At 65.3% G+C, this 25064-nt stretch carries 26 protein-coding genes; 15 read left to right on the forward strand and 11 right to left on the reverse strand.

Annotated elements, in window-relative coordinates:
• Window positions 1–265: 265 nt before the first annotated feature.
• From ACDH77_RS20190 to folE, 3 genes are read right to left on the reverse strand one after another with little or no spacing between them, the layout of a single operon-like run.
• On the reverse strand, window positions 266–967 hold the full coding sequence (locus ACDH77_RS20190; RefSeq protein WP_008574660.1) for a DUF4194 domain-containing protein: 702 nt from the start codon (window positions 965–967) through the stop codon (window positions 266–268).
• Window positions 954–2423 carry a DUF3375 domain-containing protein gene (locus tag ACDH77_RS20195; protein ID WP_008574658.1) on the reverse strand — a complete coding sequence of 490 codons (1470 nt, stop codon included), beginning with the start codon at window positions 2421–2423 and terminating at the stop codon, window positions 954–956. The genes ACDH77_RS20190 and ACDH77_RS20195 overlap by 14 nt, the downstream gene beginning before the upstream one ends.
• Before the next feature lie 19 nt (window positions 2424–2442).
• Complete coding sequence (folE, locus tag ACDH77_RS20200; protein ID WP_008574657.1) at window positions 2443–3045, reverse strand: GTP cyclohydrolase I FolE; 603 nt, start codon at window positions 3043–3045, stop codon at window positions 2443–2445.
• A 130-nt stretch (window positions 3046–3175) separates the two neighbouring features.
• Here folE and ACDH77_RS20205 point away from each other — a divergent pair, with 130 nt between their 5' ends.
• The 5 genes from ACDH77_RS20205 (at window position 3176) to ACDH77_RS20225 (ending at window position 8620) form a co-directional block, all read left to right on the forward strand.
• Window positions 3176–3628, forward strand: a complete 453-nt coding sequence (locus tag ACDH77_RS20205; protein WP_008574655.1) for a MarR family winged helix-turn-helix transcriptional regulator — start codon at window positions 3176–3178, stop codon at window positions 3626–3628.
• A gap of 87 nt (window positions 3629–3715) precedes the next feature.
• Window positions 3716–3934 carry a DUF1656 domain-containing protein gene (locus ACDH77_RS20210; protein WP_016850515.1) on the forward strand — a complete coding sequence of 73 codons (219 nt, stop codon included), beginning with the start codon at window positions 3716–3718 and terminating at the stop codon, window positions 3932–3934.
• The gene (locus tag ACDH77_RS20215) at window positions 3931–4854 is read left to right on the forward strand and encodes an efflux RND transporter periplasmic adaptor subunit (RefSeq protein WP_031425169.1); all 924 of its coding nucleotides are present in this window, start codon (window positions 3931–3933) and stop codon (window positions 4852–4854) included. Before ACDH77_RS20210 ends, ACDH77_RS20215 begins: the two co-directional genes overlap by 4 nt.
• Window positions 4851–6311: an efflux transporter outer membrane subunit gene (locus tag ACDH77_RS20220; protein WP_372353634.1), complete on the forward strand. Its 1461-nt coding sequence runs from the start codon at window positions 4851–4853 to the stop codon at window positions 6309–6311. The genes ACDH77_RS20215 and ACDH77_RS20220 overlap by 4 nt, the downstream gene beginning before the upstream one ends.
• Window positions 6308–8620, forward strand: coding sequence for an FUSC family protein (locus ACDH77_RS20225; protein ID WP_031425173.1), 2313 nt, complete (start codon window positions 6308–6310; stop codon window positions 8618–8620). The genes ACDH77_RS20220 and ACDH77_RS20225 overlap by 4 nt, the downstream gene beginning before the upstream one ends.
• A 273-nt stretch (window positions 8621–8893) precedes the next feature.
• On the opposite strand, the gene ACDH77_RS20230 is transcribed toward ACDH77_RS20225, so the two are convergent.
• From ACDH77_RS20230 to ACDH77_RS20240, 3 genes are all read right to left on the reverse strand, one after another.
• Window positions 8894–10255, reverse strand: coding sequence for an MFS transporter (locus ACDH77_RS20230; RefSeq protein ID WP_011349150.1), 1362 nt, complete (start codon window positions 10253–10255; stop codon window positions 8894–8896).
• Between the two features lie 113 nt (window positions 10256–10368).
• Complete coding sequence (locus ACDH77_RS20235; protein WP_029820594.1) at window positions 10369–10917, reverse strand: YdeI/OmpD-associated family protein; 549 nt, start codon at window positions 10915–10917, stop codon at window positions 10369–10371.
• 107 nt (window positions 10918–11024) lie between these two features.
• Window positions 11025–11927 (reverse strand): LysR family transcriptional regulator, encoded by a 903-nt coding sequence (locus ACDH77_RS20240; protein ID WP_031425175.1) that lies wholly within the window; start codon window positions 11925–11927, stop codon window positions 11025–11027.
• Between the two features lie 100 nt (window positions 11928–12027).
• On the opposite strand from ACDH77_RS20240, the gene ACDH77_RS20245 reads away from it, so the two are divergent.
• The 3 genes from ACDH77_RS20245 to ACDH77_RS20255 all read left to right on the forward strand — a co-directional run bounded on the left by ACDH77_RS20245 (window position 12028) and on the right by ACDH77_RS20255 (window position 14957).
• The gene (locus tag ACDH77_RS20245) at window positions 12028–12861 is read left to right on the forward strand and encodes an SDR family oxidoreductase (protein ID WP_014091528.1); all 834 of its coding nucleotides are present in this window, start codon (window positions 12028–12030) and stop codon (window positions 12859–12861) included.
• A gap of 158 nt (window positions 12862–13019) precedes the next feature.
• Complete coding sequence (locus ACDH77_RS20250) at window positions 13020–13568, forward strand: RNA 2'-phosphotransferase (RefSeq protein WP_031425179.1); 549 nt, start codon at window positions 13020–13022, stop codon at window positions 13566–13568.
• Between the two features lie 123 nt (window positions 13569–13691).
• Window positions 13692–14957, forward strand: a complete 1266-nt coding sequence (locus ACDH77_RS20255) for a phospholipase D-like domain-containing protein (protein WP_008577180.1) — start codon at window positions 13692–13694, stop codon at window positions 14955–14957.
• A gap of 24 nt (window positions 14958–14981) precedes the next feature.
• On the opposite strand, the gene ACDH77_RS20260 is transcribed toward ACDH77_RS20255, so the two are convergent.
• Complete coding sequence (locus tag ACDH77_RS20260) at window positions 14982–15494, reverse strand: hypothetical protein (protein WP_031425182.1); 513 nt, start codon at window positions 15492–15494, stop codon at window positions 14982–14984.
• 272 nt (window positions 15495–15766) lie between these two features.
• On the opposite strand from ACDH77_RS20260, the gene ACDH77_RS20265 reads away from it, so the two are divergent.
• Both ACDH77_RS20265 and ACDH77_RS20270 read left to right on the forward strand, forming a co-directional pair.
• On the forward strand, window positions 15767–15973 hold the full coding sequence (locus ACDH77_RS20265; RefSeq protein ID WP_029820588.1) for a hypothetical protein: 207 nt from the start codon (window positions 15767–15769) through the stop codon (window positions 15971–15973).
• Complete coding sequence (locus ACDH77_RS20270) at window positions 15960–17066, forward strand: type II toxin-antitoxin system RelE/ParE family toxin (RefSeq protein ID WP_029820587.1); 1107 nt, start codon at window positions 15960–15962, stop codon at window positions 17064–17066. The genes ACDH77_RS20265 and ACDH77_RS20270 overlap by 14 nt, the downstream gene beginning before the upstream one ends.
• 204 nt (window positions 17067–17270) lie before the next feature.
• On the opposite strand, the gene ACDH77_RS20275 is transcribed toward ACDH77_RS20270, so the two are convergent.
• On the reverse strand, window positions 17271–17759 hold the full coding sequence (locus ACDH77_RS20275) for a hypothetical protein (RefSeq protein WP_031425186.1): 489 nt from the start codon (window positions 17757–17759) through the stop codon (window positions 17271–17273).
• A 699-nt stretch (window positions 17760–18458) separates the two neighbouring features.
• Here ACDH77_RS20275 and ACDH77_RS20280 point away from each other — a divergent pair.
• From ACDH77_RS20280 to ACDH77_RS20290, 3 genes are all read left to right on the forward strand, one after another.
• A complete protein-coding gene (locus ACDH77_RS20280; RefSeq protein ID WP_228734912.1) occupies window positions 18459–18896 on the forward strand; it encodes a DUF6393 family protein in 438 nt (145 codons plus the stop codon).
• A gap of 16 nt (window positions 18897–18912) precedes the next feature.
• Entirely contained in the window at window positions 18913–19845 is a 933-nt protein-coding gene (locus ACDH77_RS20285; RefSeq protein ID WP_372353635.1) for an XVIPCD domain-containing protein, read from the forward strand.
• A gap of 694 nt (window positions 19846–20539) precedes the next feature.
• A complete protein-coding gene (locus ACDH77_RS20290; protein WP_372353636.1) occupies window positions 20540–22159 on the forward strand; it encodes an alpha/beta hydrolase in 1620 nt (539 codons plus the stop codon).
• Between the two features lie 110 nt (window positions 22160–22269).
• Here ACDH77_RS20290 and ACDH77_RS20295 read toward each other — a convergent pair whose 3' ends face one another.
• A complete protein-coding gene (locus tag ACDH77_RS20295; protein ID WP_008574610.1) occupies window positions 22270–22668 on the reverse strand; it encodes an antitoxin Xre/MbcA/ParS toxin-binding domain-containing protein in 399 nt (132 codons plus the stop codon).
• A gap of 319 nt (window positions 22669–22987) precedes the next feature.
• Between ACDH77_RS20295 and ACDH77_RS20300 the strand changes: the two genes are divergently transcribed.
• Entirely contained in the window at window positions 22988–23419 is a 432-nt protein-coding gene (locus ACDH77_RS20300) for a hypothetical protein (RefSeq protein ID WP_029820583.1), read from the forward strand.
• A gap of 28 nt (window positions 23420–23447) precedes the next feature.
• On the opposite strand, the gene ACDH77_RS20305 is transcribed toward ACDH77_RS20300, so the two are convergent.
• Window positions 23448–23759 (reverse strand): hypothetical protein, encoded by a 312-nt coding sequence (locus tag ACDH77_RS20305; protein WP_031425193.1) that lies wholly within the window; start codon window positions 23757–23759, stop codon window positions 23448–23450.
• Between the two features lie 111 nt (window positions 23760–23870).
• Here ACDH77_RS20305 and ACDH77_RS20310 point away from each other — a divergent pair, with 111 nt between their 5' ends.
• A complete protein-coding gene (locus tag ACDH77_RS20310) occupies window positions 23871–24116 on the forward strand; it encodes a helix-turn-helix domain-containing protein (protein ID WP_017112444.1) in 246 nt (81 codons plus the stop codon).
• A gap of 30 nt (window positions 24117–24146) precedes the next feature.
• Here the strand turns inward: ACDH77_RS20310 and ACDH77_RS20315 are convergent, their stop codons facing one another.
• Window positions 24147–25037 (reverse strand): pseudouridine synthase, encoded by an 891-nt coding sequence (locus ACDH77_RS20315; protein ID WP_372353637.1) that lies wholly within the window; start codon window positions 25035–25037, stop codon window positions 24147–24149.
• Between the last annotated feature and the right edge of the window lie 27 nt (window positions 25038–25064).

A 25064-nucleotide genomic window follows, 5' to 3' on the forward strand; every position in this document is an offset into this window, starting at 1 on the left:
TCAAAACGGGACGACGTGGAACGCGAAAAACCGGATGACGCATGGTGCCGCGCTGCTGTGTGGTGTGTTGCTGCGGCGCTGTTGCTGTCGATGCTGCGATTCCTATAACTGCCGTCGTCGCAGTAGATGCAACACATACGACATGTTCCCAAGCACCACGCCACAACGTCCCCTCATCGCCCTGCGGGCAGCTTCTTCCCGATGAAGGAGGACAATGTCCCGACGCGAGAACGGAAGCCGGCGCGCCGGCGCGGGAGAAGGAAAATTACTCAGCAGCTACATCCCCTTCCCGCAAACCGCGATACGCGACCACCAAGGCCTGCACATCCTCTGCCGAGAACAACAGCTTCAGCACCGGCGAGACTTCATAGCGCTCCTCGCTGCCGCGCAAGCGCGACAGCAACTGGTTGTCGCGCATCTTGCCGATGGCCGTCATCACCCGCCGCGCGAAGCCCGCCCGATCGGTGGACACGTTCTTCTCGTAGACCGACAACGCCTCCACCAACTGCGCTTCGTCCACCACCGCACGCTCGCCGCGCGTATCGGCCTCGGCCAGTTGCTGGCGCAGGAACAGCAGCAACACCGACTCGATGAACGTCAGCGGCGCGCTGCGCAGCAAGGTGGGCGATTCGAGCTCGGCGGTGTCGGCCTGGCGGGTGAAGGCCACCCCGCCCTCGCGGTCGAGCACCAGCTCCAGAAACAGCTCGCACAGCACCTGGCGGATCGCCACCTCGTTGCGCAACAACGCCGGCCACAGCGCGCCGTGCCGTTGCGCATCGATGCTGGGCCCTGCCAGCAACTGGCACAGCGCACGCCGCGCGTCGAACGGCAGCGTGCCGGTGTCGCCTAAAAACAGCTCGCCGCGCGGCTCGGCACTGGAGGCTTGCGTCATCGGCATGCGGTCGTCGATGGCCGACACCGCGGTGCTCTCGTCGGCGTCCGGGCCGGCGTCCTCAGACCAGTTCATTGCGTTTCTCCCGGGTAAACCACACCAAGGGAATGCGCGCGCGCCGCACGGCGCCGTCGCTGCCTTCCCATTGCACCGTTTCCATCTGTCCTTCGATCACCATGCCGTGGCGCGTGCCCAGCGACAGGTATCCGATCACGCTGCCCAGGCCCTGCACGGCCGGGCGTTGTTGCAAGGCGTCGCCGATGGTCAGCCGCGGGCGTTGGCCGAGCAGCTCATGCAGGTCGTTGCGCAGGCTGCGCACATCGATCTCCGATTGCGCGACCAGATCGCCCACGCTGTCCAGCGAGATCTCGGCCGCGTCGGCGGCCTGCACGCGTCCATCGACCTGGGTGAGCCGTGGATCGTGCAGCCGCCATTGCGACAGCGAGCGCAGGCGGCTGCTGCTGAGTGCCTGCGTATAGCCGGTGGCGGTGGTGGCGTGGAGGCTGTCGCGCAATTGCAAGGCTTCGCCCTGCGCCTGCTTGAGCAATTGATTGAGCCGGCGCTGTTCCAGATACCCACGGCTTTGCACGAACCCGCGCAGGCTGCGCGCGAAATGCTGCATCACCGTGTGCACCTCGCCGCCGCGCTCCAGCAGCGTGCCGGTCAGCCCGCGCAAGAAGGCGCGTTCGCGGCGATCGAGCTTGCGGGCAAACCCACGGGCAAGCAGCGCATCCAGCGCCTGGTCGAGCTGGCTGCTTTGCTGGGTGTCGTTGAGCAGACTCCAGAACGCCTCGAAGGTGCGCCCGGCTTCGCTGTCTGCAATCACATCCACGCCGTTGAACAATTGTTCGAGCACGTCGCCGCGCGCGCCTTCGTCGTCGATGATGCGCTCGCGGAATTGGCGGTTGAGCTGCTCGAAGTCGTCGCGCACGCGGTGGAAATCCTCGGCCAGCTCGTCAGAGAGATGGATCAGGTCGCGCGCGCGTTCCAGCGCGCGTTTGCCGTCCAGCGCCGCCACGCGGCCGGAGGCCACGCGTTCGATTTCGGCATCGATGCGCGCACGTTCATCGCGCAGCGCGGCCAGCCGGAGCTCTGGATCGGCCTCGGTCTGTCCGGCCAGCTGCACCAGTTGCTGGATCACCAGCGACAGGCGGCTTTCGGTGGCGCTGCTGCTGCTTTCGCGCAGGCCGGCGATGAAGCGGATGGCCTGGGTCGCGGCACGCGAGAGTTCGTATTCTTCTTCGGCTGCGCCTTCAGGCAGGCGGCGTTCCAGCCAGCCCTGTGCCAACCAATGCGCCAGATATGCCTGTGCGGTGCGCGGCAGTTCGCGCGAGAGCTCGTCGGCGCGCAAGGCGTCGAGCTGGCGCTGCAAACGTTCGTGCAACACGGCCGAAGGCAGGCGGCGTTCGCCATCCATCAGCACCGTCTGCAGCAGGCCGACCAGTTCGGGTGCGTGGTCGGCGGCGAGCAGTTTCCATACCGGCTGCTCGCGCAGTTGCCGATAACCGGCGATACGTGCCTGGTGCTTCATGGGCGCTGCCGCGACTGCCTCAACGCTTGCCGCCCACTTCGATGAACTGCAGGAATTCGGCGCGGGTGCGCGCATCTTCGCGGAAGGTGCCCAGCATCTTGGAGGTCACCATGCTGACGCCGCGCTTGTGGATGCCGCGGGTGGTCATGCACTCGTGCGCGCCTTCCACCACCACGCCCACGCCAAGCGGCTGCAGCACGTCCTGGATGCATTGGGCGATCTGCGCGGTCATCTTTTCCTGCACCTGGAAGCGGCGCGCGTAGCTTTCCACCACGCGGGCCAGCTTGCTGATGCCGACGACCTTGCCACGCGGCAGATAGCCCACGTGCACCTTGCCGATGATCGGCGCCATGTGGTGCTCGCAATGGCTTTCGTAGGAAATGTCGCGCAGCACGATCAACTCGTCGTAGCCGGCCACTTCCTCGAAGGTGCGTTCCAGGTATTCGCGCGGTTCTTCGCGATAGCCGCTGAACCAGTCGCCGTAGGCTTCAGCCACCCGGCGCGGGGTGTCCAGCAGGCCCTCGCGCGTGGGATCTTCGCCCGCCCAGCGCAACAGGGTGCGCACGGCCTCTTCGGCTTGGGTCTGGGTGACGGAGGAATCGGGCTGGTTGGACTGGCTCATGCGCAGGTGCACCCAAAGGGGGCGTGCATGGTACCCGAGGACGGCCCGGCCGCCCCAGTGGCGGTTGCGCCAGCTTGCAAATGTTCAGTGACTATTGATTCATTTATGAATTGATAGCATCCTATCTATTATGAAACCTGCTCTTTCTCCACGCGCCCAGCTCAGTTCCGGCCTGCTGGTGGCTGCCCGTCAGTGGCAACGCTTGGCCGATCAGGCGTTTGCCGAGTTCGACCTGTCCAGCGCCTGCACCGGACCATTGCTGATGATCGGGCGCTCCGGCGGCGGCATCCGCCAGGTGGCGCTGGCCCAGCAACTGGGCATGGAAGGCCCCTCGTTGGTGCGTTTGCTGGACAAGTTGGCCGCGCAGGGCCTGCTGCGCCGCGAGGCCGACAGCAGCGACCGCCGCGCCAACCAGCTGTGGCTCACCGATGCAGGCCAGGCACTGGTCGGCCAGATCGAGATCCGCCTGGATGCACTGCGTGCGCAGGTGTTGGGCGCACTCAGCGACGCCGACGTGCAGGTGGTGCTGACCTTGTGGGAGCAGATCGCGCAGGCGCATGCGCGGCTGAGCCAGGCCGACTGAGTCGGCTGTCGGCGTCGCGCGCGACGCCCGTTGTGCCCTTTCCGATGCCCCGGCGCGCTGCGCCGGGCGTTGTGGTTCTTTTCCAGGATGTGCCCGATGTACGGCGAATTCAGTCTCTACGGTGTGTTCGTACCCACCTTGCTGGCGTTGATGACGCTGGCCTACCTGCTCAACAGCGGCATCGCCGCGCTGCTGACCCGCGCTGGCGCGTACCGCTACATCTGGCACCCGGCGCTGTTCAACCTGGCGCTGTACATCGCACTGCTGGGCGGCCTGTTCTTCCTTACCCGTTGGATGCAATCGTGAAAAAGCTGATCAAGACCGCGGGGCCGGCACTGCTGACCCTGGCGATGGTGGTGCTGGCCGCGTGGGTGTTGCAGCACCTGTGGCGTTATTACATGCAGGCGCCGTGGACGCGCGATGCGCACGTGGGCGCCGATGTGGTGCAGGTGGCGCCGGATGTCTCCGGGTTGGTGGAATCGGTCGCCGTGGCCGACAACCAACCGGTGACGCGCGGGCAATTGCTGTTCGTGGTGGACCGCGCGCGCTATGCGATCGCGCTGGAACAGGCACGCGCCGCGCTGGCCGAACGCCAGGCTACGCTGACCCAGTTGCGCCGCGAGATCGCGCGCGACCGCAGCCTGCAGGATCTGGTCGCCGCCGAAGATGCCGAAGTGCGCCGCTCCAACGTACAGAAGGCGCAGGCCGCAGTGGCCACCGCGCAATCGGCGGTGGATCTGGCCCAGCTCAACCTGGACCGCACCCAGGTGCGCAGCCCGGCCGACGGTCGCGTCAGCGACCGCACCGTGCGGGTGGGTGACTACGTCAACGCCGGGCGTCCGGTGGTGGCGGTGCTGGACACCGGCTCGTTCCGCGTCGATGGCTACTTCGAAGAAACCCGCCTGCAGGGCGTGCACCCCGGCCAGCGCGTGGACGTGCAGCTGATGGGCGAGCCGGTCACGCTGCAGGGGCATGTGCAGAGCATCGCCGCCGGGATCGAAGACCGCTACCGCAGCGGCAGCGCCGGCGCACTGCCCAATGTCACGCCGGCGTTCGACTGGGTCCGGCTGGCGCAACGCATCCCGGTGCGCATCGTGCTGGATCGCGTGCCTGCGCATGTGCAGTTGATCGCAGGGCGCACTGCCACGGTGAGCATTCTGCCCGACACAGCGCACCCAACCCCGGCGACCGCGCCTGCCCATGTGCAGGCCAAGGCGGCGCCATGAACCGCGCGATGTTGCGTCCGCTGGGAGTGGCCGCACTGCTGAGCATGCTCAGTGCCTGCAGCACGGTCGGCCCGAACTACGCGGTGCCGGCCGAGTCGGCCTACCAGCGCCCGGCCGCCAATGCCGCGTTCCTGGACACCGGCAACGCGCAGGTGCAGCCCGGCGCCGCGCTGCCGGCGCGCTGGTGGGCGCTGTATCAGGACCCGATGCTGGATGGCCTGATCGAGCAGGCCCTGCGCGACAACGTCGAATTGAAGGTGGCCGGTGCCAACCTGCGCCGCGCTGCCGCGGTGTACGAACAGGCCATGGATGCCGGCGGGTTCGATTACGACGTGGAAGCCGGTGCCAGCCGCGCGCAGGTCTCGGCCGAAGCATTTTTGCAGGAAGAAAAGCTGCCGGTATTCAACCTGGCCGATGGCAAGTTCGGCGTGTCGTACCAGTTCGATCTGTTCGGCAAGCTGCAACGCGGCGCCGAAGCCGCGCATGCCGACACGCAGGTGGCGCAGGCGGCGATCGATCTGGCGCGCGTCAGCGTGGCCGCGCAGGTGGCCGGCAGCTATGTGGAGATTTGCCACGCCAACCATGAGCTGCAGGTGGCCGCGCATTCGCTGCAGTTGCAGCAACACAGCCGCCAGATCACCCAGCGCCTGATCGCGGCCGGTCGCGGCACGCCGCCCGATCTGGCGCGCGCCACCGCACAGGTGGCGATGCTGGAAGCGGCGCTGCCGCCGTTGCGCGCACGCCGCCAGGCCGCCGGTTACCAATTGGCCGCGCTGCTCGGCAAGACGCCCGGCGAGTTGCCGCCCGGCGTGGACAGCTGCGCGCACGCGCCTGCAGTGCAGCAGCCGATCCCGATCGGCGATGGCCGCGCGCTGCTGGCGCGACGGCCGGATGTGCGCCAGGCCGAGCGCCGGCTCGCCGCCGCCACCGCGCGCATCGGCGTGGCCACTGCCGCGTTGTATCCGGACATCCGCCTGGGCGGTTCGATCGGCGCCACCGGCCTGCTGGCGGATTTCGGCGAGCCGGCCACACACGCATGGTCGTTGGGCCCGCTGATTTCCTGGACGCTGCCCTCCAGCGGTGCGCGTGCGCGGGTGCGCGCCACCGAAGCCGGCGCCGATGCGGCGCTGGCGCAGTTCGACAACACCGTGCTGCAGGCCTTGCGCGAGGTGCAGACCAGCTTGTCGCGCTATGCGCAGGACCTGGACCGCCTGCATCTGCTGGAACAGGCGCAGCAACAGGCCGAGCTGGCGTCGGCGCAAAACCGGCGCCTGTATCAGGGCGGACGCACGCCGTACCTGTCCAGCCTGGACGCCGAGCGCACCCTGGCCAGCGCCGAGATGACCCTGGCCAACGCACAGGCGCAGGTGTCGCAGGACCAGATCCAGCTGTTTCTGGCGCTGGGCGGCGGTTGGGATGCCGACGCCGGGCGCAACACCACCACGGCTGCACGATGAGCCCGTTGTTGCGCGATCGCCAGGCCTGGCTGTTTTCGGCCAAGACCTTTGCCGCCTCGATCGCGGCGCTGTATGTCGCACTGGCCGGCAATCTGTCGCGACCGTACTGGGCCATGGCCACGGTCTACATCGTCTCGCAACCGCTGCTCGGCCCCACCCGTGCCAAGGGCGTGTACCGCGTGCTCGGCACCTTGCTGGCCGGCGTGGCCACCTTGGTGATGCTGCCGAATCTGGTGGAAACGCCGTTGCTGCTGAGCGCGGCGATGGCACTGTGGCTCTCGGCCTGCCTGTTCCTGGCGCTGCTCAATCGCGGCCCGCGCGGCTATGCATTCCTGCTGGCCGGCTACACCACCGCCTTCATCGGCTTTCCTGCGGTCACCTCGCCGGAAGGCATCTTCGACACCGTGGTGGCCCGCAGCGAAGAGATCATCCTGGGCACGGTGATGGCGGTGCTGTTCGCGTCGCTGCTGTTCCCGGCCTCGGTCAAGCCGATGCTCACCGCGCGGATCGGCAACTGGATGCAGGATGCGGCGCAATGGTGCCGCCAGGTGCTGCAGCGCGGCCCGTCGCAGGCGCCGCGCAATCGGCTGGCGGCCGATCTGGTGCAGTTCCAGGCCCTGATCGCCTTCGTGCGCCATGACGACCCACGCCATGCCGGCGCCGCGCCTGCGCTGGAACAGTTGCGCGCACGCATGCTGATGCTGTTGCCGGTGCTGTCCTCGATTGCCGACCGCCTGGACGCCTTGCAGCGCGACGACGCCGCGCACGGGCCGGAGTTGGCGACATTGCTGGAAGCTGTTGCTGCGTGGGTGGATCATGTCGCCGACACCGGCAGTGCCGATGCCGATGCCGCCCGACAGGCTGATGCACTGCGTGCGCGCATCGAGGCACTGCGCCCGGTGGTGGATCAGGACATCGATCACCTGCTGCTGGACAGTGTGCTGCTGCGCCTGAAGGAGCTGCTCGACCTGTGGCAGGACTGCCGCGCGTTGCAGCAGGCGCTGGTGCAGGGCACCGCGCCCGTTGCACTGCGTGCGCTGCCGGCGCCGGCGCCTGATGCATCCCTACAAGCCGACCCTGCAGCGCGTGATGCCGCGGCGCGTTCCGCAGCGCCCGGGGCGTTGCTGCAGCGCCTGGGCTTCTCGCGCCGTCTCGCGGCGCAGCCGGCCGTGCCCACGCAGGACGACGCGGCGCCGCGCGATGGCGCGCTGCGCTCGTCAACGCGTGCGGCAGCGTGGCAGCCATCGGGCCAGCCCTCTGCAGAGATCGCTGACACTCCGGTTGCGGCACACGCCACGCGCCACATCGATTTGGGCATGGCCGCATTTTCCGCGCTGAGCGCCGGCTTTGCGCTGATGGCGTACTGCGTGTTGTGGATCGGCATCGGCTGGGAAGGCGGCGGCAACGGCGCGATGATGGCCGCAGTGACTGCTGCGTTTTTCGCCGCGCAGGACGACCCCGCGCCGAGCATGCTGTCGTTCCTGACCTGGGCGGTGGTGGCCAGCGTGGTTGCCGGCATCTATCAGTTCGGCATCTTCCCGGCCATCCACGATTTCCCGATGCTGGTGGTGGTGCTGGCGGCGGTCTTCCTGCCATTGGGCGCACTGCTGCATCGCCCCAGGAGCATGCTGATCGCCTTGCCGCTGGTGGTGAACCTCACCGCGCTGCTGAGCCTGCAGAACACCTACAGCGCCAACCTGCAGAGCTTCGTCAACGCGGCGGTGGCGATGGTGCTGGGGATCGGGTTTGCGGTGGTGCTGACGCGTCTGTTTCGTTCGGTCGGTGCGGAATGGAGCGCGCGCCGACTGGTGCGCCAGGGCTGGCGCACGCTGGCCGATGCCGCCGACGGACATGGCGCGCAGGATCGCCAGCACTTTGCCGCACGCATGCTGGATCTGCTTGGTCTGCTTGCGCCACGGCTGGCGTTGACGCCGGAAGGTAGCGACCTGGCCTCGGTGGATATGCTCAACGAAGTGCGCGTAGGCTTGAACATCCTGCAGCTGCGCCGCGCTCGGCATGGCTTGCCGGCGTCCAGTCGCGATGCGGTGGACGCGATGTTGCGCGACGTGGCTGCGCACTACCGGCGGCAGGTTGCAGGGAAGCGTCCGTTGCCGGGTCCTGACTCTTTGCGTGATCGTCTGGATATGTCGCTGACGCGCGTGGGCAAGGTGCCGGCAGGCGCGCATCGTGATGAAGCGTTGTTGGGGTTGATTGGTTTGCGTTACAGCGTGTTTGCTAAGACAACAGCGCAGCATCAGGACGGCGCAGAACAGCAGCCCGCGTTAGCCCCTCTCCCGCCAGGACGATAAGGCACTGCTTGCGCTCCACTGGCGCGCATGTCTTGCAGCGGCCGCGCTGCTAGTGCAGGCCGGGACGCGGAGCGGGGGTTGAGCTGAGGGTTTGGCTACCAATGCACGACCGCAGCATCGAAGCTTCACCTTGGCTGCGCGTGGCGACGCGTTTACCACGCTCGGTATGCCAATCACCTGAGGCGCCCCTCATCCGCCCTTCGGGCACCTTCACCCCATGAGGGGGACAATGTCCCGCAGGGAGAAGGGAAGGGCTCTGCCCGCGCGCGCGCATCACCGCTTGCGCTGATGCATCGCCGCTTCGTCGTCCAGCCAGTTGCTGCCCTTGTTGGTCAGGAAGAACATGTAAACCACCAACGACACCGCAATCACCGCTGTCGCATAGATCACGAACTCGGTCACGTGGTTGGTCTTCAGCGAGGCCTGATACAGCAACGGCGCGGTTCCGCCGAAGGCCGAATTCGCCAGCGCGTAGCCAAGGCCGACACCCAGCGCGCGCACGTGGGTGGGGAACAATTCCGCCTTCACCACGGCATTGATCGAGGTGTAGCCGGTCAGGATCACAAAGCCCACGGTGAGGATTGCGAACGCGGTCAACCAGTCGGTCTGCTTGGGCAGTTCCATCACCAGGAACCAGGTGTAGAGCACGCCGCCGATGCCGAAGAACACCAGCAAGGTCTTGCGCCCGACGATGTCCGACAACCAGCCGCCCACCGGCTGCATCAGCATCAGCACGGTCAGCGCCACCAGATTGATGATGGTGCCGGCCATCACGTCGCCACCGGCGAACGCGGTCTGGATCATCTTCGGCCCGGTGACCGAATAGGTGTAGAACGCGATCGTGCCGCCGGCGGTGATCAAAAAGCACAACAGCAGCGGACGCCACTGATTGACGAACAATTCGCGCATCGAGCCGGAGGCCTTGGCCTTGCCGGTACGCGAATCGGCGATGGATTCGGAGCTCAGCGACTCATCCATCGTGCGGCGCAGCCAGAACACCACCAACGCGCCGATGCCGCCCAGCCCGAACGCCACGCGCCAGCCCCATTCGGAGACCTGCGACGCATCGAAGAAATGCAACATGATCAGCAAGGTGGTCTGTGCCAGTACGTGCCCGCCCACCAGCGTCACGTAATGGAACGACGACAAAAACCCGCGCCGGCCGGGAATCGCCGCTTCGGACATGTATGTGGCGCTGGTGCCGTATTCGCCGCCGGTCGCAAAGCCCTGCAGCAGGCGCGCCACCAGCAAGATGATCGGCGCAGCGATGCCGATCGTGGCCACCGTGGGCGTGATCGCAATCACGAACGAGCACAGCGCCATCACCGATACCGAAATGGTCAACGCCAGGCGGCGGCCATAACGGTCGGCGAAGCGGCCGAAATACCACGCGCCGATCGGGCGCATCAGGAACGTCATCGCAAAGATCGCCCACACGAACATGGTGGCGTTCTTGTCTTCCTTGGAAAAGAACTGCGACTCGAAGTAGGTGGCGAACACCGAATAGACGTAGACGTCGTACCACTCGACGAGGTTGCCGGCCGAGCCCTTGAGCGTGTTGGACACCGAGCGGCGAAGGCTGCCGGCAGCTGTGCCAGAACCGGCAGCGATCGGAGACGATGGGGGTGCGCTCATGCGGTCAGAACCTCTTCGGTGGGACAGCCCCGGAGTATAGGTGCGCGCTTGTGTGACGCATGTAAGCATTTTGGCTTATAGATGGCGGCAACTCGTACACCGGGCCGCCTGCTTCAGCCCGCTTTTGGCGTGGGTGCCGCCAGCGCGTGGCTGTACTTGCCGGAGCGATCGAAACAGCACGCACGCCGCTTGCCCGAGGCCAGCATGGCGCATGCGGTGGCGATGCGCTTGCCCCGCGTTTGGGCCTTCTTGCCGGACACCACCCAGAAGATCCAATCGCGCCGCGCCACGGCGGTGATGTCGTCCCAGGTCGCACGCGCGGCCGGATGCGCGGCCAGCGCTGCATGCAGATCGTCCGGCACCAGCGGCTCGGGCTCTTCGGCCACGGGCGTCAGCGCGAGCGCCACCGTCTGTCCAGCGCACACACCGGCTGCCTGCTGCAGGGCGCGTTCGATCGTCAGCCAATGCCCGCCCCGCCCGTCCGGCTGCAGCGTCGCCTGCAGTGGGTGCCCGGCCACCGTCCCGGTGACGCTCACCATGCTGCGCGTGGGCAACGCGTTGCTCGCCGCTGCAGGCAGCAGCAGAAACAGCCAGCTGGCATCGGCCGGCGTTGCCGGTTGCAGCAAGGTGGCAGTGAACCGGATGGCGGCGGCCGGACGCATGGCGCGAACCATAGCACCGCACACCGCCGGGTTCTGCTGTTGCTGCCGCGCATTGGCGCACGCGTGATCGTGCAGGCAGCGCCATGGTCGGAGCCGTGAGGTGCGCTTCAGCCGTGCTGCGGCAGCAGCTCCTTGAGCGTCTCGATAAAGGCGCGCAGACCCGGCGGCAGATGCCGATGCCCCGGGTAGTACAGCACCAGCCCCGGAATGGTGGGACACCATGCGTCCAGCACAGGCACCAACGTGCCGCGTTGCAGGGCGGCGCTGACCGCGTACTCGGGCACGTAGGCGATGCCAAGGCCGGCTTCGGCCGCCTCGCGCATCGGCGCGATCTGGTCCAGGGTGAGCCGCCCGGGCACATCGATCACCACCTCCTCGCCACGGCGCTCGAACTCCCAGTGGTACAGCCGGCCGCTGGGCATGCGATGGCGGATGCAGGCATGCCGGTGCAAGGCATCGGGCGTTGATGGAATCCCGGCGCGCGCAAGATAGGCGGGCGCCGCGACGGCGAGGAAACGCGTAGGCCCACCGAACGGTACCGCCACCATGTCCTGCGGCACCGACTCGCTGAAGCGAATGCCGGCATCGCATCCTGCAGCCACGATATCCACCAGCCGGCCTTCGCTCACCAGATCCACCGATAGCGCCGGGTGGCGCGCCAGCACTTGCGGCACAACCTGCTGCAGCAAGACCTGCACCACCACTTCCGGTGCGTTGATGCGTACCGTGCCGGTGGGCCCGCCACGGAAATCGTCCAGTGCCAGCAACGCGTGGTCCACCTCCTGCAGCGCCGGCACCAGCCTTGCGTACAGGCGCTCGCCGGCTTCGGTCAACGACACGCTACGGGTGGTCCGGTGCAACAGGCGCACGCCGAGATTGCGCTCCAGTGCGCTGATCACATGGCTGAGCGAGGACGGCGCCAAGCCCACCTCAGCGGCGGCACGCCGAAAGCTGCGGTGCGTGGCCACCGCAGTGAAGGCGACCAGATCGTTGAAGCTGGGCTTGGACATTGGTGGCAAAACCGCATCAAGTCATTCGAATTTTATGGCATAGACCCAACAATTCCCGTTTCCTAGAGTGACGCCTTCTCCAGCGAACAAGGCCACTCCCATGTCCAAGACCTGGCTCATTACAGGCGCATCGTCCGGCTTCGGCCGCCTCCTGGCAGAGACCGTGCTGGCGCGCGGCGACCGGATCGTCGCCACCGTCCGCAAACCACAGGCGCTGGCCGATCTGCAGGCCCGGTATGGCGATGCAGCGACGGTGCTGCAGCTGGACGTGCGCGACTTTGCAGCCGTGCACGTAGCGGTGGCGCAGGCATTCGCAGCGCTGGGTCGCATCGATGTGGTGGTCAGCAATGCCGGATACGGCACGCTGGGCGCGGCCGAGGCCGCCACCGAGGCGCAGGTCCGCGCGATCATCGACACCAACCTCATCGGCTCCATCGCAGTGATCCAGGCAGTGTTGCCGCGGCTGCGCCAGCAGGGCGGCGGGCACGTGGTGCAGGTGTCATCGGAAGGTGGGCAGATCGCCTATCCCGGCTTCAGCCTGTACCACGCCAGCAAGTGGGGCATCGAAGGCTTCATCGAGGCCGTGCAGCAGGAAGTGGCCGGCTTCGGCATCCACTTCACCCTGGCCGAACCCGGCCCGGCCCGTACCAATTTCGGCGCCGCGTTGGTGCGCACCCACATTCCTGCCGACTACGCCGACACGCCGGTCGGGGCGCTCAGCCGCGCACTGGACGATGGCAGCTGGGTCATCGCTGGCGACCCGCAACGCATGGTCGAGGCGATGATCGCCAGCACCGAACACGCCCCGCCACCGCGGCGTCTGGTGATGGGTGCCAGCGCCTACCATTCCATCCGGCAGGCCCTGGGCGCCCGCTTGGCCGAACTCGAGGCGCAACGCGGCATTGCCCTGTCGACCGACAGCCCGCCACCGTGATGCGGCAGACGCAGACGCAGACACGGAAGTGGATGTCGATGTGCCTGCGCGACGCCGCACGCAGACACGCGCTGCATGCCGCGCATCGTGCAGTGCGTGGGGTCTGCGCAGCGCGCGGCGGTAGACTCGCATCCACGCACCACACCCTAGCACTGCACATGCGCTCGCTGCACACCGAGACCAGCAAGTTCCTCAGCTATGTCCTTCGCCATGCACCGCAGTCCATCGGGCTGACACTGGATCGCGAAGGATGGGCAGACATCGATGCCCTGATCGCTGCCGCCACTGCCGCTGGAAGGGCGCTGGATGCAGACCTGATCCGTGCAGTGGTCTTCAGCAACGACAAGCAGCGCTTTGCGCTGTCTGCCGATGGTCGGCAAATCCGCGCAGTCCAAGGCCACTCCACAGCGACCGTCGCTCTGGTGCATGTGCCGCGCACACCGCCATCGATGCTGTACCACGGCACCGCGACCCGCTTTCTCGAGGCGATCCTTGCCCAAGGCCTGCAGCCCGGGCAACGCCCTCATGTGCATCTGTCCGCTGATCCCAAGACCGCCACCACGGTCGGCGCACGACACGGCACACCTAGTGTGCTACGCGTGCACAGCCTGCAGATGCACGAGGACGGCCATGTTTTTTACCAGGCCGACAACGGCGTCTGGCTGACGCGGCATGTACCGCCGAACTACCTGCATCTGGTGGAGTGAGGCAGGCAGCACATCGCGTGCATGCCACCACCTGCTGCTGCCCCTTCACAAACCCCATGCCACCGGCCTTGCCAAAATGCCGGCCGCTTGCGCCCGCAGTGGCGGGACATCGGAGTGGGATGCATGACATGGATCATCGTGGCCGCCGTGGCGGTCACCTTGCTGGTGGGGCTGCTGCTGCTCAACTTCGCCACGCCGGAGAAAAAGCTCGAGCACATCCCCAAACACCTGTACGACGTTGCCGATCCGCAATTCAAGCGCGAGATGTCGGTGTTGCTGGGGCCGGCCATCCTGCCGGGCAACAGGATCGACGTGCTCAATAACGGCCGCGAGATCTTTCCGGCCATGCTGGAGGCCATCCGCAGCGCGCAGCACACCATCACGTTCGAAACCTATATTTATTGGTCGGGCGAGATCGGCCGCGAGTTCAGCGACGCCTTGTCCGAGCGCGCGCGTGCCGGGGTGGATGTGCGGGTCACCATCGACTGGGGTGGCAGCCTGAAGATGGACCATGCACTGGTGGACACCATGACCGAGGCCGGCGTGGAGGTGCATCGCTACCGCCCGCTGGCCTGGTACAACCTGCACCGCATCAACAACCGCACCCACCGCAAGTTGCTGGTGATCGATGGCCGCATCGGCTTCACCGGTGGGGTCGGCGTGGCCGACCAATGGATGGGCGACGCGCAGGACCCGGACCATTGGCGCGACACCCACTACCGCATCGAGGGCCCGGTGGTGGCGCAGGTGCAGACCGCCTTCAACGACAACTGGATCAAGACCACCGGCCGTGTGGTCAACGGCGCGCAGTATTACCCGGCGTTGGAGGCTGCCGGCGACAGCGATGCGCAGTTGTTCGTGGCCTCGCCGGCCGGCGGCAGCGAAAGCATGCACCTGATGTACCTGATCGCCATCGCCGCCGCACGCAGCAGCATCGACCTGGCTGCGGCGTATTTCGTACCCGATGCCTTGATCACCCGCTCGCTGCTCGAAGCACGTACGCGCGGCGTGCGCATCCGGGTGCTGCTGCCCGGCAAGCATATCGATGCCGTCTCGGTGCGGCTGGCCTCCAAGGCCAGCTGGGAGCCGCTGCTGCAGGCCGGCATCGAGATCCACGAATACCAGCCCACCATGCTGCATACCAAGCTGCTGATCATCGACGGCCTGTTGGTGTCGGTGGGCTCCACCAATTTCGACATCCGCTCGTTCCGCCTCAACGACGAGGCCAGCCTGAATGTCTACGACCGCACGCTGGCCGCACGCATGACCGAGGTATTCGAACGCGATCTGCAACGTGCCGAGCAGTATTCGCTGGAGCGCTGGCGCGCGCGGCCGTTGCGGCAAAGGCTTGGCGAGAAACTGGTGTTCCCGTTCCGCTCGCAGGTGTGAGCGCGCAGGGCCAATCGCGGCGGGTCAGCGTGCCGCCTGCAGGCGCAGCTGGCGCAGCCGCCACCACAACCCGCCCACGTGCACCAGCGAATACAGCACCAGTGCCGCGGCAATCCCCAGGGTCAGCGGGCTGGCCTGCGAACCGGCCGCCGCCGCACCGGCAGTGAACGCGCCATCGGCCCAGCGCCAGGCCAGGCGCCCCAGCAACACCAGCGTCAAACCGCCGCCGATCCAGGGATTGGGCGTGTACCAGCCTTGGCCATCCACCCATCCGGCATGCGTGTAGCGCAGCGACAGCGCACCCAGGCCGATGCCGACCAGCGCGCCTGCGGCAATGCCGAACCGCACCTGCGGCAAGCCGTACACCGCGAACGCCAGTGCTGCCACCGCGATCAGCAGCACCGCGCTGCGCACCGCCGTGGCCATCGGCTTCCATTGCTGGCGCCCGAAGCTGCGCCGGATGCGCCGGTAGTAGAGGTAGCTGATGGCGGCCATCGAGAGATACGGCGTCAGGGGTGCGATGGCAGCGGCAGGCATGGCGAGTCCTTTGCGAATGAGTGAAGCGACCCGCGCAGAATGAAACCAGCCGTGGGCCCGAACAAGGTGCCAAGTGTCACTTTCTGCAGGCGGCAGCACTGCCGGTCGCTGCCCGGCATCGGGCATGCGGTTAGGCCGTGCGCCACCCAGACCGCTGCTGCGCAGGCGCTTGCCGCCTGCCCGGTGAACGCCGCGCGCGGACGCCGGCGCCTGCCACACGCGAACAGGAGCGGCGCGGGTAGACTTGCGCAGTGCTCCCCCACCGCCGTGCCATGTCCGCCATCAAGCAAGACGCCCACATGCTGATCGACACGCTGCCCGAGACGGCTGGATGGAGTGACGTGGTCCGCGTCGTGGCCGACGCCAGCTTCCAGGCCGCGGTGCAGGACGGCATTGCCGCTGCAGATCAGGGTGCGTTGACGGCTCCGGCACAGGTGAGCGCACTGTTCGCCAGATGGGGCGTTGATGTTACGGCGTGACTGGACCGTCCCGGCCGCCACGCAGCTTGCACACGCCCAGGATCACTACCACGCGCTCAACCCGACCGCCGCTGCCGCGATGGCGCGGCAGGTGCTGGAAGCCACCCGCACCCTGGCCGAGCAACCCGGCCGTGGCCGCGCTGGCCGCGTGCCCGGCACCCGCGAATGGGTGGTCAAGCAGACCCCGTACGTGCTGGTCTACCGCGTGCGCGAGGGCGCCCTGCAGGTGCTGCACGTCCATCTGGATGCCAGCGACTGGCTGCCCCGCACCGAGCCGCTGATCGAACGCATCGAACCGTGGATTGCCGCGCTGATCAGCGCGCTGCTGCACGTGCTGATGTTGCTGATCCTGCTGTCGGCCTCCACCCCCGCCATGACCCCGCCGCAGGGCTCGGCCAGCGGTGGACGCATCAAGGTGGATTTTGTCGGCGACACCTCCCAGCCCGATCAGCCGGTGCCCTCGCCCACCCCGGTACCACCGACATCCACGCCCGTGCAGCCGCCACCGGCGGCCTCGCCGGTGCAGTCCACGCTGGTGCAGCAGGCCAAAAATCCGGTGCCGCCGCAGGGCGATACCGCGCAAGGCAGCCTGGCCGAACGCCGCCAGCCGCGTCGCCAGCAACGCCCCACCCCGCCGCAACCGCCCGCACCGCCGGCGGCATCCGCACAGCGCCGCCCGGACACCTGGACTGGCCGGCCGCCCGGCATGCTGGACGAACCGGCCGACGGCGCCGAAGACGGCATGGCCAACACCCCCACCATCAGCCAGGGCCGCCGCAACGACCGCAACAACGCCCAGCCCAGCCTGGATATCGGCGGCTTCCAGGTCTATTACGACGTGCGCAGCGAAACCCAGCTGCGCGCCTGGAAAGAACAAGGCATGCAGGAAATCGCCATCATCCTGCCCGGCACCCAGCAACGCATGATCTGCCCGCTGGATGTCGCGCTCAAGCGCGGCTCCAGCAAATGCCGCCTGCTGCCGCCGGATTCGCCCGAACTGAAGTCCATCGGCGACGCCCGCGAAGTCATCAACATGATGGAGGTTTACCGCCAGGGCGAACCGGTCTGGCGTGGGCCGGGGCCGTATCGCTGAGGGCTGGTTGCCTGCCACACATCGCGGCAGGCAACCACGCCGCTTGCTCGGATATGGCGTCCCGGACAACGCCACCGCTCGCCCATCGCCAGCGTCCTGTGCTGGGCAAATCCTGCTCCGGGAACGCGGCCGCTTAGCGATTGCTCGAACGCACTGAAGCCCTGGTCGGCTGGCCCGTCCGGCGGCGACTGGGACGCTGCAACATCAACGCCCCTGGTCCTTTCCAAGCTGGCTGCTCAAGGCTCCCTGGAAGGGCGCCGGATCGCTGGTGACCAGGCAGTTGTAGCGCTTGTCGCTGTTGAGCACGAGCACGGACGACTTGGGGTCCTTGAAATTCAGCCCGACCGAGAACAGCACATAAGTGTTGGGCAGTGCGCTCGGCCGGAACGCACCAAACGCATACTCGCCGGACAACCCCAACGGCGACAGCGGCACCGTGAGCATCAGCGGCTGCGTGGCAACAGGCGATGGCAGCGACGCCGAAGCGGTCATCATCTTCGACTGCACATCGATGGAATAGGTGGTGGTGACGGCCACTCCCAGGTATTTGGACGTCGGCTCCGCAACCTGCTTGCGACACGCGGCAACATCTTCGGGCTTCTGATCCTGCTGGCCGTTCTGCAGCGTGGCGAAGACATGGCGCAACGTAACCGTTTCCTTCCCGGGCACCGCTGCGGCAACAGCTGCGCTCATACACAGCACCATCGCCACAAGCGAGAGGCTGCATGCCGCAAGCGCACAGCGACGGTTTTTTTTCTGGATCATTTTGATCACTCCTGAGTGTGAGTTTATGGTGCAAGGACGATCAGCGGCCACGGTTTGTAGTGCGATGTACTGCGCTTTGAAAGAGCACGCAGTGCCATTTGCGAACATCTCAAACAGCAGATAATCGCTTGCGCTTTTGACGATTAGATACGGCGTTGAAGGTAATTCCAGATCTCCATCGATGTTTAATCGATTACTTTCTGGTGCAGCGATTTTGAGTTTCTGCAACATGCCAACCCGACAAATCGTCTCAGCGATTTCGTTACGTGATGCAGTTTTGATTTTCAGAGGAGAACAAACCGGGTTCGGTCGATCGAGCTAGAAAACAACTGAGACAGAACGGATCCGTCACTTAGTGAGCGACTCGGTACGTCAGGGCCGCTACTGAAGTCTGAGCGTCTATTGATGACTCATGGATTGCTCTTACTCACCGATCCATGCTGGGCTTGGCCCAGAAGCGTCAGCGCAAAGCCCATTGACAATCCGCTCAACGACTATCGGCTCTTGAGAGCTTGTAGTAAGCTGGCAGCCTTCCGCCCGAACGCTACTCGGTTTTCGAGCTTGGCCGAGAAGGACAGTATCTCGCGGATATTCGAATCACGTGATTAGTCGCATCAGGAGATCGCCATGCCACGCATCATGTCGAAGGGCTTGGCCGCAACACTTGCACTTGTCGGGGTTGCGGTACTTCCACTTTCGTCCTGCGCCAATGCGGACAATGCGCGCACTACTTCGACACAGGAAGACCCCTCGATGACAGGAGCCAGCCCAATGTTTGACGAGATTTATGCTTCCCAAAAACCCGTTCGATTCGAGCAGATCGATGTGAGCAATATCGTTACGAAATACATACCGTTGGGCACTACAAAGGCGTCGGTGCTAGAGACCTTCGGTAAATCTCCAACCTCGAAGGTCGTTGAAGACACCGAAAGCAAGATTGTCGTCAGGGACAACAAGGGACAAGCGATGTTGGATCCCGATGCACGTTCCGTAGTGATGACTTTTTCTTTGGATGCCGACGGCAAGGTGACACACGTCGCAGCCGTTCATATCAAGAATCAGTAAGCCACAGGAGCATGTCATGGATGAGAAGATCGAAGTCGGGTACCGGAATATCGGGGCTGCTCTCGGCAAGGAATACCACCACAAGTTCCTTCTCTACACGGACAAGGAGGGCAACCAGCGCACTATTAGCGGCTGGACTGGCGATGAGCGACCTGGATTGCCGTACGGACGGATGCACGTTGAGACCAACCTCCCCTATGACCGAAACAACCCTGATCATCGGGACAATCCGAATGCAATTGGCCAAAAGCAGTATCGGGAAGAGATTGCAAATGGCGCGGACTTGTCCGGAACGTGGGGCCGCATGGTCGCTAATGCCAGGAGTAAGGATGACAAATATCCCTACGATCCCCTGCTGCAAAACTCAAACACACTCGCTGATAGCGTTCTGCGGGACGTGGGTCTTCAGGAACCGAAAAACGACGGAGTCTTAGGACATTGGGCGCCTGCATCGGGGCGACAGCTGGACGAGTCGGTCCAGCCCGCGGTACCAGGTCTAGGTAATTCAGGACGTGCCTTTAGTGCAGGTGGAGCACCTCTCGATCCGCAACAAGAAGCCCGGCTGCGTGATGATCCATTGTTCAAACAGGCTCTTGCTGGACTCGACAAGCTGGGTCCAGATGCTGGTGTTTACACCAATCAGCAAGACAAGGATCGGATTGCCGGCGCCCTGGCTGTCCAGGCAAAACTTAATCGTCCGCCTCTGCCCGAGATCCAAGAAGTCGTTCCAAGCCAAACCAATGGCAATGTCTTCGCAACTTATAAGAATCCAGGAAATGACATGGACCTCCTGCGCACCCATGTCGACAAAGGTGAGGCCGTCAAGCAGCCGTTGGCAGAGAACCTGCAGAAGCTGGAAACCGCAAACCAGCAAGCTGTACAGCCCCCCGCACAGGAAGCATCACGCTCGATAGATCAACCAAGTCATGGCGCACTCGGATTGCGATAAGCACGGCGAACTGGTTAGTTGCATATGATTACAAGCGCAAGAAACATAATCAAAATCAACTTGTATTGTGGACGTGCTCCGGGCCCGTCAACATAGCGCTCGACGAGTCTGGACCGTCATATCGGCATTGCCAGCAATTAGCCCACGCGATCAAGCGTTGGGCTGTCGGACAAGTGCACCGGAAGCTGACTGCCGGCATCGACGACGTTGTCTGCACCGAGTGGCACAGGGAAGAAGTAGGAATTATCAGTTCGCCACTCTACCAGTAGACAAGCGTCCATAGGTCGCTTTCTACCGGGTCGCAGCGATGCATGAACTTCTAACTACAAATATCGCCATATAACTTATCTGACGCCTGTCTGCTGCTTGCCTATCGATGTCTTAAGCTCCACTCGCAAATTCGACGTGACCTGGATATCCGGTTGCCTCAGCAGTTCAGACAGTCGATCTAACTGCATGGTATCTGTGCTGTATCAGCTGCGCTGAGCTAGTCCGCCCTCACCACAAACGCCTTGAACACATGCAACTCTAGCCACTCTTGCGCCGCAAGCGACCCCAACCTGAGCGCGTAAAATACCTGGATTGGATGCGCTGACCTCATCTCGCCCACAGCGCGCGCAGCTCCCCCAGAAACTGGCTACAGTCCGCACAGGGCCACCAAGCCCACCCCACACATCCGCTTTCAAGGATCTGCATGTCCCTGCATCGTCTTGCCCCACGCCTGGGCCTGGCCGTCGGCCTGTTGTGCGCTTGTGTCTTACACGCCGCCGAGCCGGCGCCGGCGCATCGTCTGCTGCGCGTCACCCTGGGCGGGGCGACCGACCAGGCCACGTCCGGGCGCCTGCTGGTGTTCGCCACCCTGGCCAAGGATGCCCAGGCGCAGGCCAAGCAAAGCGGGAAAGACGGCAAGGTGGAGGAGGTGGATATGAATCCCTTCCGCCCTACCGCAGTGGCGGTGGCCGCGCAGGAGGTCACCGCGCTGGCGCCCGGCGGCAGTGTGCAGATCGATCTGGACAACATCGCCTTCCCGCGCGGGTTTTCTGCGCTGCCGGCCGGCGATTATCTGTTCCAGGCCGTGCTCGACCCGGATGGCAGCTATGGCTACAGCGGCCGCGATGGCGGCGATCTGCTGAGCGAGGTCACCGCCGTGACATTGGCCAACGGCAAGGCGCTGCCGGCGCTGACCTTGAGCAAGCAGGTGCCGGTCTCGGACGATCCGTGGCAGGTCTCGCCACGCGCGCCGCAGGCGGTGCGCGATGCGGTGCCCGAAGCCAGGCTGCATAGCGCCGATGCCTCGATGGTGAGTCCGTCGCTCAGCGCGTTCTGGGGCCGACCGGTCTCGCTGCGCGCCCGTGTGCTGACGCCGCCCGACTACAACGCCAAGGCCGCCACGCGCTATCCCACCGTGTATGTCACGCATGGCTTCGGCGGTAACTACAACCGCTTCGCCGGCAGCATTGCATCCACCTGGCGCCTGATGGCGGCCAAGCAGATACCGCCGATGATCTGGGTCTTCCTGGATCAGTCCACGCCCACCGGTACCCACGAGTTCGCCGATTCGGTCAATAACGGCCCGTGGGGCACCGCGCTGACCGAAGAGCTGATTCCGGCGCTCGAGCATCAGTACAAGATGGACGGCAAGGCCAGCGGCCGCTTCTTGAACGGGCATTCGTCCGGCGGCTGGGCCACGCTGTGGTTGCAGACGCGCTACCCCAAACTGTTCGGCGGCACCTGGTCCACCTCGCCGGATTCCAGCGATTTCCGTGACTTCACCGGCCCGGATTTGTACGCGCCCAATGCCAACGTCTACCGCCGCGCCGACGGCAGCCAGTTTCCGCTGATCCGCGACCACGGCAAGGTGCTGGCCGATCTGGAAACCTTCGCCAAGCTCGAACGGGTGCTCGGCCCGTACGGCGGCCAGCTCACCTCGTTCGAGTGGGTCTTTTCGCCGCGCGGCGCCGACGGCCGCCCGCTGCCGATGTTCGACCGCGACACCGGCAAGGTGGACCCGGCCGTGGTGGCCTATTGGCGTACCCACTACGACATTTCCGCACGCGTGGCCGCGCAATGGCCCACGCTCAAGCCGGACCTGGACGGCAAGATCCATGTGATCGTCGGCACCGCCGATACGTTCTACCTGGATGGCGCGGCGCATAAATTCCAGGCGGTGCTCGATGGCCTGGGCGCCAGGAGCGATTTCCGCTATCTGGAAGGCCGCACCCACTTCGATCTCTACACCGAGGGCGACGACAACGACGCGCTGATGAAGAAGATCGCCGCAGAGATGTACGCAGTGGCGCGACCGAAACGGTGAGTGGCTGAGATCATCGCGTTGCACACGGCTACGCGCGCGTGCAACACCCGCCGCAACCGCACCGCGCATGCCGGACCGCATGCACGGCGGTGTCGATCAGGCATCAGGCATCAGGCAGAGCGCGGCAATTCCCATTCCACCTGCTGGCGCAGCACCAGCAGCAGCACCTGGATGCGCCCGCCACGCACCATCGCCGCAGGCGTCTGGCCGTCGAGGGCATTCATGGGTTGACGAAACCAGCGGATCAATGCCTCGTTATTGCCACCGTTCAAGGCCCACGCGTGGCAAACGATTTCGCCCAGGTTTTCGATGCCGGCGGTGCCAAGCAACTTGAGGTGTTCGGGGGTGAACGCAAACATCGACAGCACCAGCTCGGCGTCGGCCGCCTTGCCGTGGTCCACCTGCATCTGCTCGCTGTGCGCGGTGCTGTAGAGCGCGCCCTGCGCGCGAAAATCTTCGGCGCGCCGCATGCCGGTAAGCACTGCTGCGATGAGGTCGGCGCGTTCCATGGGTTGTCCAGCTGAGTACGTGCGCGCACGCTAACCGGGCCGCTGCTGCCGCTCAATCGGGAGACTCCTGACAGCCGCCAGGCGCGTCAGCGGCCGTTGCGTGATGCAGCGCGGCGCGGCGGCCCGGCGTGGAACACGCGTGCTGGCCGGCGCATCGCCTGCACGGCGTCGCCCGCGCCTGCCCGCCTTCGCAGCACTTAACGCAGCGGTTGCTAGCATCCGGGCGCGTCACTGGCAGCAGCCCGCGCGTGGATGGGCTGCAGTGTTGGAGTCTCACCTCATGAGGAGTTGTCAGATGCCCTGGAAATCCGCCCTTGCCATGCTTGCCCTGTCCACCGCCGCGCTGCCGGCGCTGGCCCAGTCCGACCGCCAGGTGGTCGAAGACATGCTCACCCGCTCGGCCAATGTCTGCCCCGGCCACAGCACCGAACGCACCACGCCCACCGTCAAGGCCGTGCCGGTCGGCGCGCTGCGCGTGATGCTGGAACGCGGCCTGGTCATGTGCCCCGACCGTCGCCTGGACGCCGCAGCACCGGCCGTGTTCTACGGCCGCCTGGGCGTGTTCGCCTGGAACCCGGACGTGAAAGCCGGATCCACCGTCATCGCCAAACAGATCGACAGCATGACCCGCAAGGACGAATACCCCACCGACACCCTGGTGTGGGACGCCAAGGGCACCGCGCTCAAACAGCAGACCGTGCCGATGTTCGAACCCAGGCCGGGTGCGGCGGTGTTGTACAAGGTGCGTTGAGGCCGACGCGATTGCACGCGGCGCCCAGTCAGGCCCTGGCGCCGCTCTGCACGCGCGGCTCGGCCGCATCGGCAGGGCCATGGCCGCCGAGCCGCTGTTCGTAAATCTCATCGACCACACCGCGCACCGCACGGGCGGCATTGAAGATGCTCTCGCCCAACACCGAGAGGCTGGTGGCGTCCAGTGGCTTGCCGCTGCAGACCGCCACCATATCGCTCTGCGCGGTGATCGTGCGCAGCAATGTGTGAAAGCGGTCGATCTGCTCGACCGTGACGCCGAAGGTGAAGTTTTCTTCTTGCTTTCGTAGCGCGGCCGTTTTGCTGGTTTTTGAGGTCGTCATGGCGCCCATCCTCGACGGAAACGGACGGGATATCCGCAGCCTGAATTTATCCCTTTTTCAGATATTTGAAAAGGGGATATAGCTTCAGTGCGGCCTACCAACCTCGCCGCCATGCCAATCAAGTCGATCCACAAAGATCATTACGACATCCTGCTGCAGCAATTGCGCGAACTTCGCCTTTCCGCCGGTTTAACGCAGGTCGCCTTGAGCAACGCGTTGGAGCGCCCGCAGTCGTATGTAAGTGACGTTGAGCGAGGCAGTCGCCGGATGGATCTGCTTCAGTTGCGAGACTTCTGTAATGCATGCGGAACCTCACTGACCAAATTCGTTGCCGAGTTCGAGAAAGAACTGAAGTAATCCACAGGTGCAGTGCTGGTTGCTCTGTTCCTAACTGTTCGGCCCGACCTTCGCTCTAAAACTCCGTGGCTCACCGGTCAGCGGGTCATCGAACGCCAATGTATGCGCGAACAGCTGCAGCGGGCGTTTCGGGTCATCGGGCCGCTGGGCTTCCAGCTCGGGATAAAACCGCTCGTGCAGGATCGGCGCGCCCAGCGCGGCCATGTGCACACGCAGTTGATGCTTGCGCCCGGTCACCGGCTCCAGCCGATACGTCCAGGTGTCCGCGTTGCGTGCGACCACCTCGATCACCGTCTCGCTGTTCGCTTCGCCCACGCCCTCGTGCATGCGGAAGAACGGCTCGCCCGGCACCAACAGGCTGCGGTGCACATGCGGAAACCTCAGCTGTGGCAGCGGTGGTGCCACCGCCAGGTAGTGCTTGCGGATGCGCCGTTGCCGAAACAAGGCCTGATAGATCCCGCGCGTGGCAGGGTTGGCCGAGAACAGCACCAGCCCCGCGGTTTCGCGATCGATGCGGTGCAATGGCACCAGCGCCGGATTGTCCAGCCGCCGCACCAGTCGCGTCAGCAGCGTCTCGCGCACGTATGCACCGGCGGGTGCCACCGGCAAGAAGTGCGGCTTGCAGGCCACCACCAACTGCGCGTCGGCATGCACCACGGTCTCGACATAAGGAATCACCGGCTCATCGGCGACCTCGCGGAAATAGCGGATGTCCGCACCCACGCGATACGGCGCTGACAACGCCAGGGCCTGGTCGTTGGCATCGCGCACCAGGCCGCGTGCGAAGCGGTCGCGCCAACGCTCGGCCGCGATCGCCGGAAAACACGCGCACAGCGCCTCGAAGACCGAGACCCACGGGCCGGCAGGCAGCTGGAAGCGGCTGGCCGGCGTGCCATCGTAGGTACGGGGTGCATCGGGCATCGCCGGGATCGCAACAGGATCGAGAGT

Source organism: Xanthomonas axonopodis pv. maculifoliigardeniae, from assembly GCF_041519315.1.
Lineage (GTDB): Bacteria > Pseudomonadota > Gammaproteobacteria > Xanthomonadales > Xanthomonadaceae > Xanthomonas > Xanthomonas euvesicatoria.

Excerpts from the sequence above, each read along its gene's own strand:
- ACDH77_RS20190 (WP_008574660.1), bottom strand. The coding sequence starts at position 967 with ATGAACTGGTCTGAGGACGCCGGCCCGGACGCCGACGAGAGCACCGCG.
- ACDH77_RS20195 (WP_008574658.1), bottom strand. The coding sequence starts at position 2,423 with ATGAAGCACCAGGCACGTATCGCCGGTTATCGGCAACTGCGCGAGCAG.
- folE (WP_008574657.1), bottom strand. The coding sequence starts at position 3,045 with ATGAGCCAGTCCAACCAGCCCGATTCCTCCGTCACCCAGACCCAAGCC.
- ACDH77_RS20205 (WP_008574655.1), top strand. The coding sequence starts at position 3,176 with ATGAAACCTGCTCTTTCTCCACGCGCCCAGCTCAGTTCCGGCCTGCTG.
- ACDH77_RS20210 (WP_016850515.1), top strand. The coding sequence starts at position 3,716 with ATGTGCCCGATGTACGGCGAATTCAGTCTCTACGGTGTGTTCGTACCC.
- ACDH77_RS20220 (WP_372353634.1), top strand. The coding sequence starts at position 4,851 with ATGAACCGCGCGATGTTGCGTCCGCTGGGAGTGGCCGCACTGCTGAGC.
- ACDH77_RS20225 (WP_031425173.1), top strand. The coding sequence starts at position 6,308 with ATGAGCCCGTTGTTGCGCGATCGCCAGGCCTGGCTGTTTTCGGCCAAG.
- ACDH77_RS20230 (WP_011349150.1), bottom strand. The coding sequence starts at position 10,255 with ATGAGCGCACCCCCATCGTCTCCGATCGCTGCCGGTTCTGGCACAGCT.
- ACDH77_RS20235 (WP_029820594.1), bottom strand. The coding sequence starts at position 10,917 with ATGCGTCCGGCCGCCGCCATCCGGTTCACTGCCACCTTGCTGCAACCG.
- ACDH77_RS20240 (WP_031425175.1), bottom strand. The coding sequence starts at position 11,927 with ATGTCCAAGCCCAGCTTCAACGATCTGGTCGCCTTCACTGCGGTGGCC.
- ACDH77_RS20245 (WP_014091528.1), top strand. The coding sequence starts at position 12,028 with ATGTCCAAGACCTGGCTCATTACAGGCGCATCGTCCGGCTTCGGCCGC.
- ACDH77_RS20250 (WP_031425179.1), top strand. The coding sequence starts at position 13,020 with ATGCGCTCGCTGCACACCGAGACCAGCAAGTTCCTCAGCTATGTCCTT.
- ACDH77_RS20255 (WP_008577180.1), top strand. The coding sequence starts at position 13,692 with ATGACATGGATCATCGTGGCCGCCGTGGCGGTCACCTTGCTGGTGGGG.
- ACDH77_RS20260 (WP_031425182.1), bottom strand. The coding sequence starts at position 15,494 with ATGCCTGCCGCTGCCATCGCACCCCTGACGCCGTATCTCTCGATGGCC.
- ACDH77_RS20265 (WP_029820588.1), top strand. The coding sequence starts at position 15,767 with ATGTCCGCCATCAAGCAAGACGCCCACATGCTGATCGACACGCTGCCC.
- ACDH77_RS20270 (WP_029820587.1), top strand. The coding sequence starts at position 15,960 with ATGTTACGGCGTGACTGGACCGTCCCGGCCGCCACGCAGCTTGCACAC.
- ACDH77_RS20275 (WP_031425186.1), bottom strand. The coding sequence starts at position 17,759 with ATGAGCGCAGCTGTTGCCGCAGCGGTGCCCGGGAAGGAAACGGTTACG.
- ACDH77_RS20280 (WP_228734912.1), top strand. The coding sequence starts at position 18,459 with ATGCCACGCATCATGTCGAAGGGCTTGGCCGCAACACTTGCACTTGTC.
- ACDH77_RS20285 (WP_372353635.1), top strand. The coding sequence starts at position 18,913 with ATGGATGAGAAGATCGAAGTCGGGTACCGGAATATCGGGGCTGCTCTC.
- ACDH77_RS20290 (WP_372353636.1), top strand. The coding sequence starts at position 20,540 with ATGTCCCTGCATCGTCTTGCCCCACGCCTGGGCCTGGCCGTCGGCCTG.
- ACDH77_RS20295 (WP_008574610.1), bottom strand. The coding sequence starts at position 22,668 with ATGGAACGCGCCGACCTCATCGCAGCAGTGCTTACCGGCATGCGGCGC.
- ACDH77_RS20300 (WP_029820583.1), top strand. The coding sequence starts at position 22,988 with ATGCTTGCCCTGTCCACCGCCGCGCTGCCGGCGCTGGCCCAGTCCGAC.
- ACDH77_RS20305 (WP_031425193.1), bottom strand. The coding sequence starts at position 23,759 with ATGACGACCTCAAAAACCAGCAAAACGGCCGCGCTACGAAAGCAAGAA.
- ACDH77_RS20310 (WP_017112444.1), top strand. The coding sequence starts at position 23,871 with ATGCCAATCAAGTCGATCCACAAAGATCATTACGACATCCTGCTGCAG.
- ACDH77_RS20315 (WP_372353637.1), bottom strand. The coding sequence starts at position 25,037 with ATGCCCGATGCACCCCGTACCTACGATGGCACGCCGGCCAGCCGCTTC.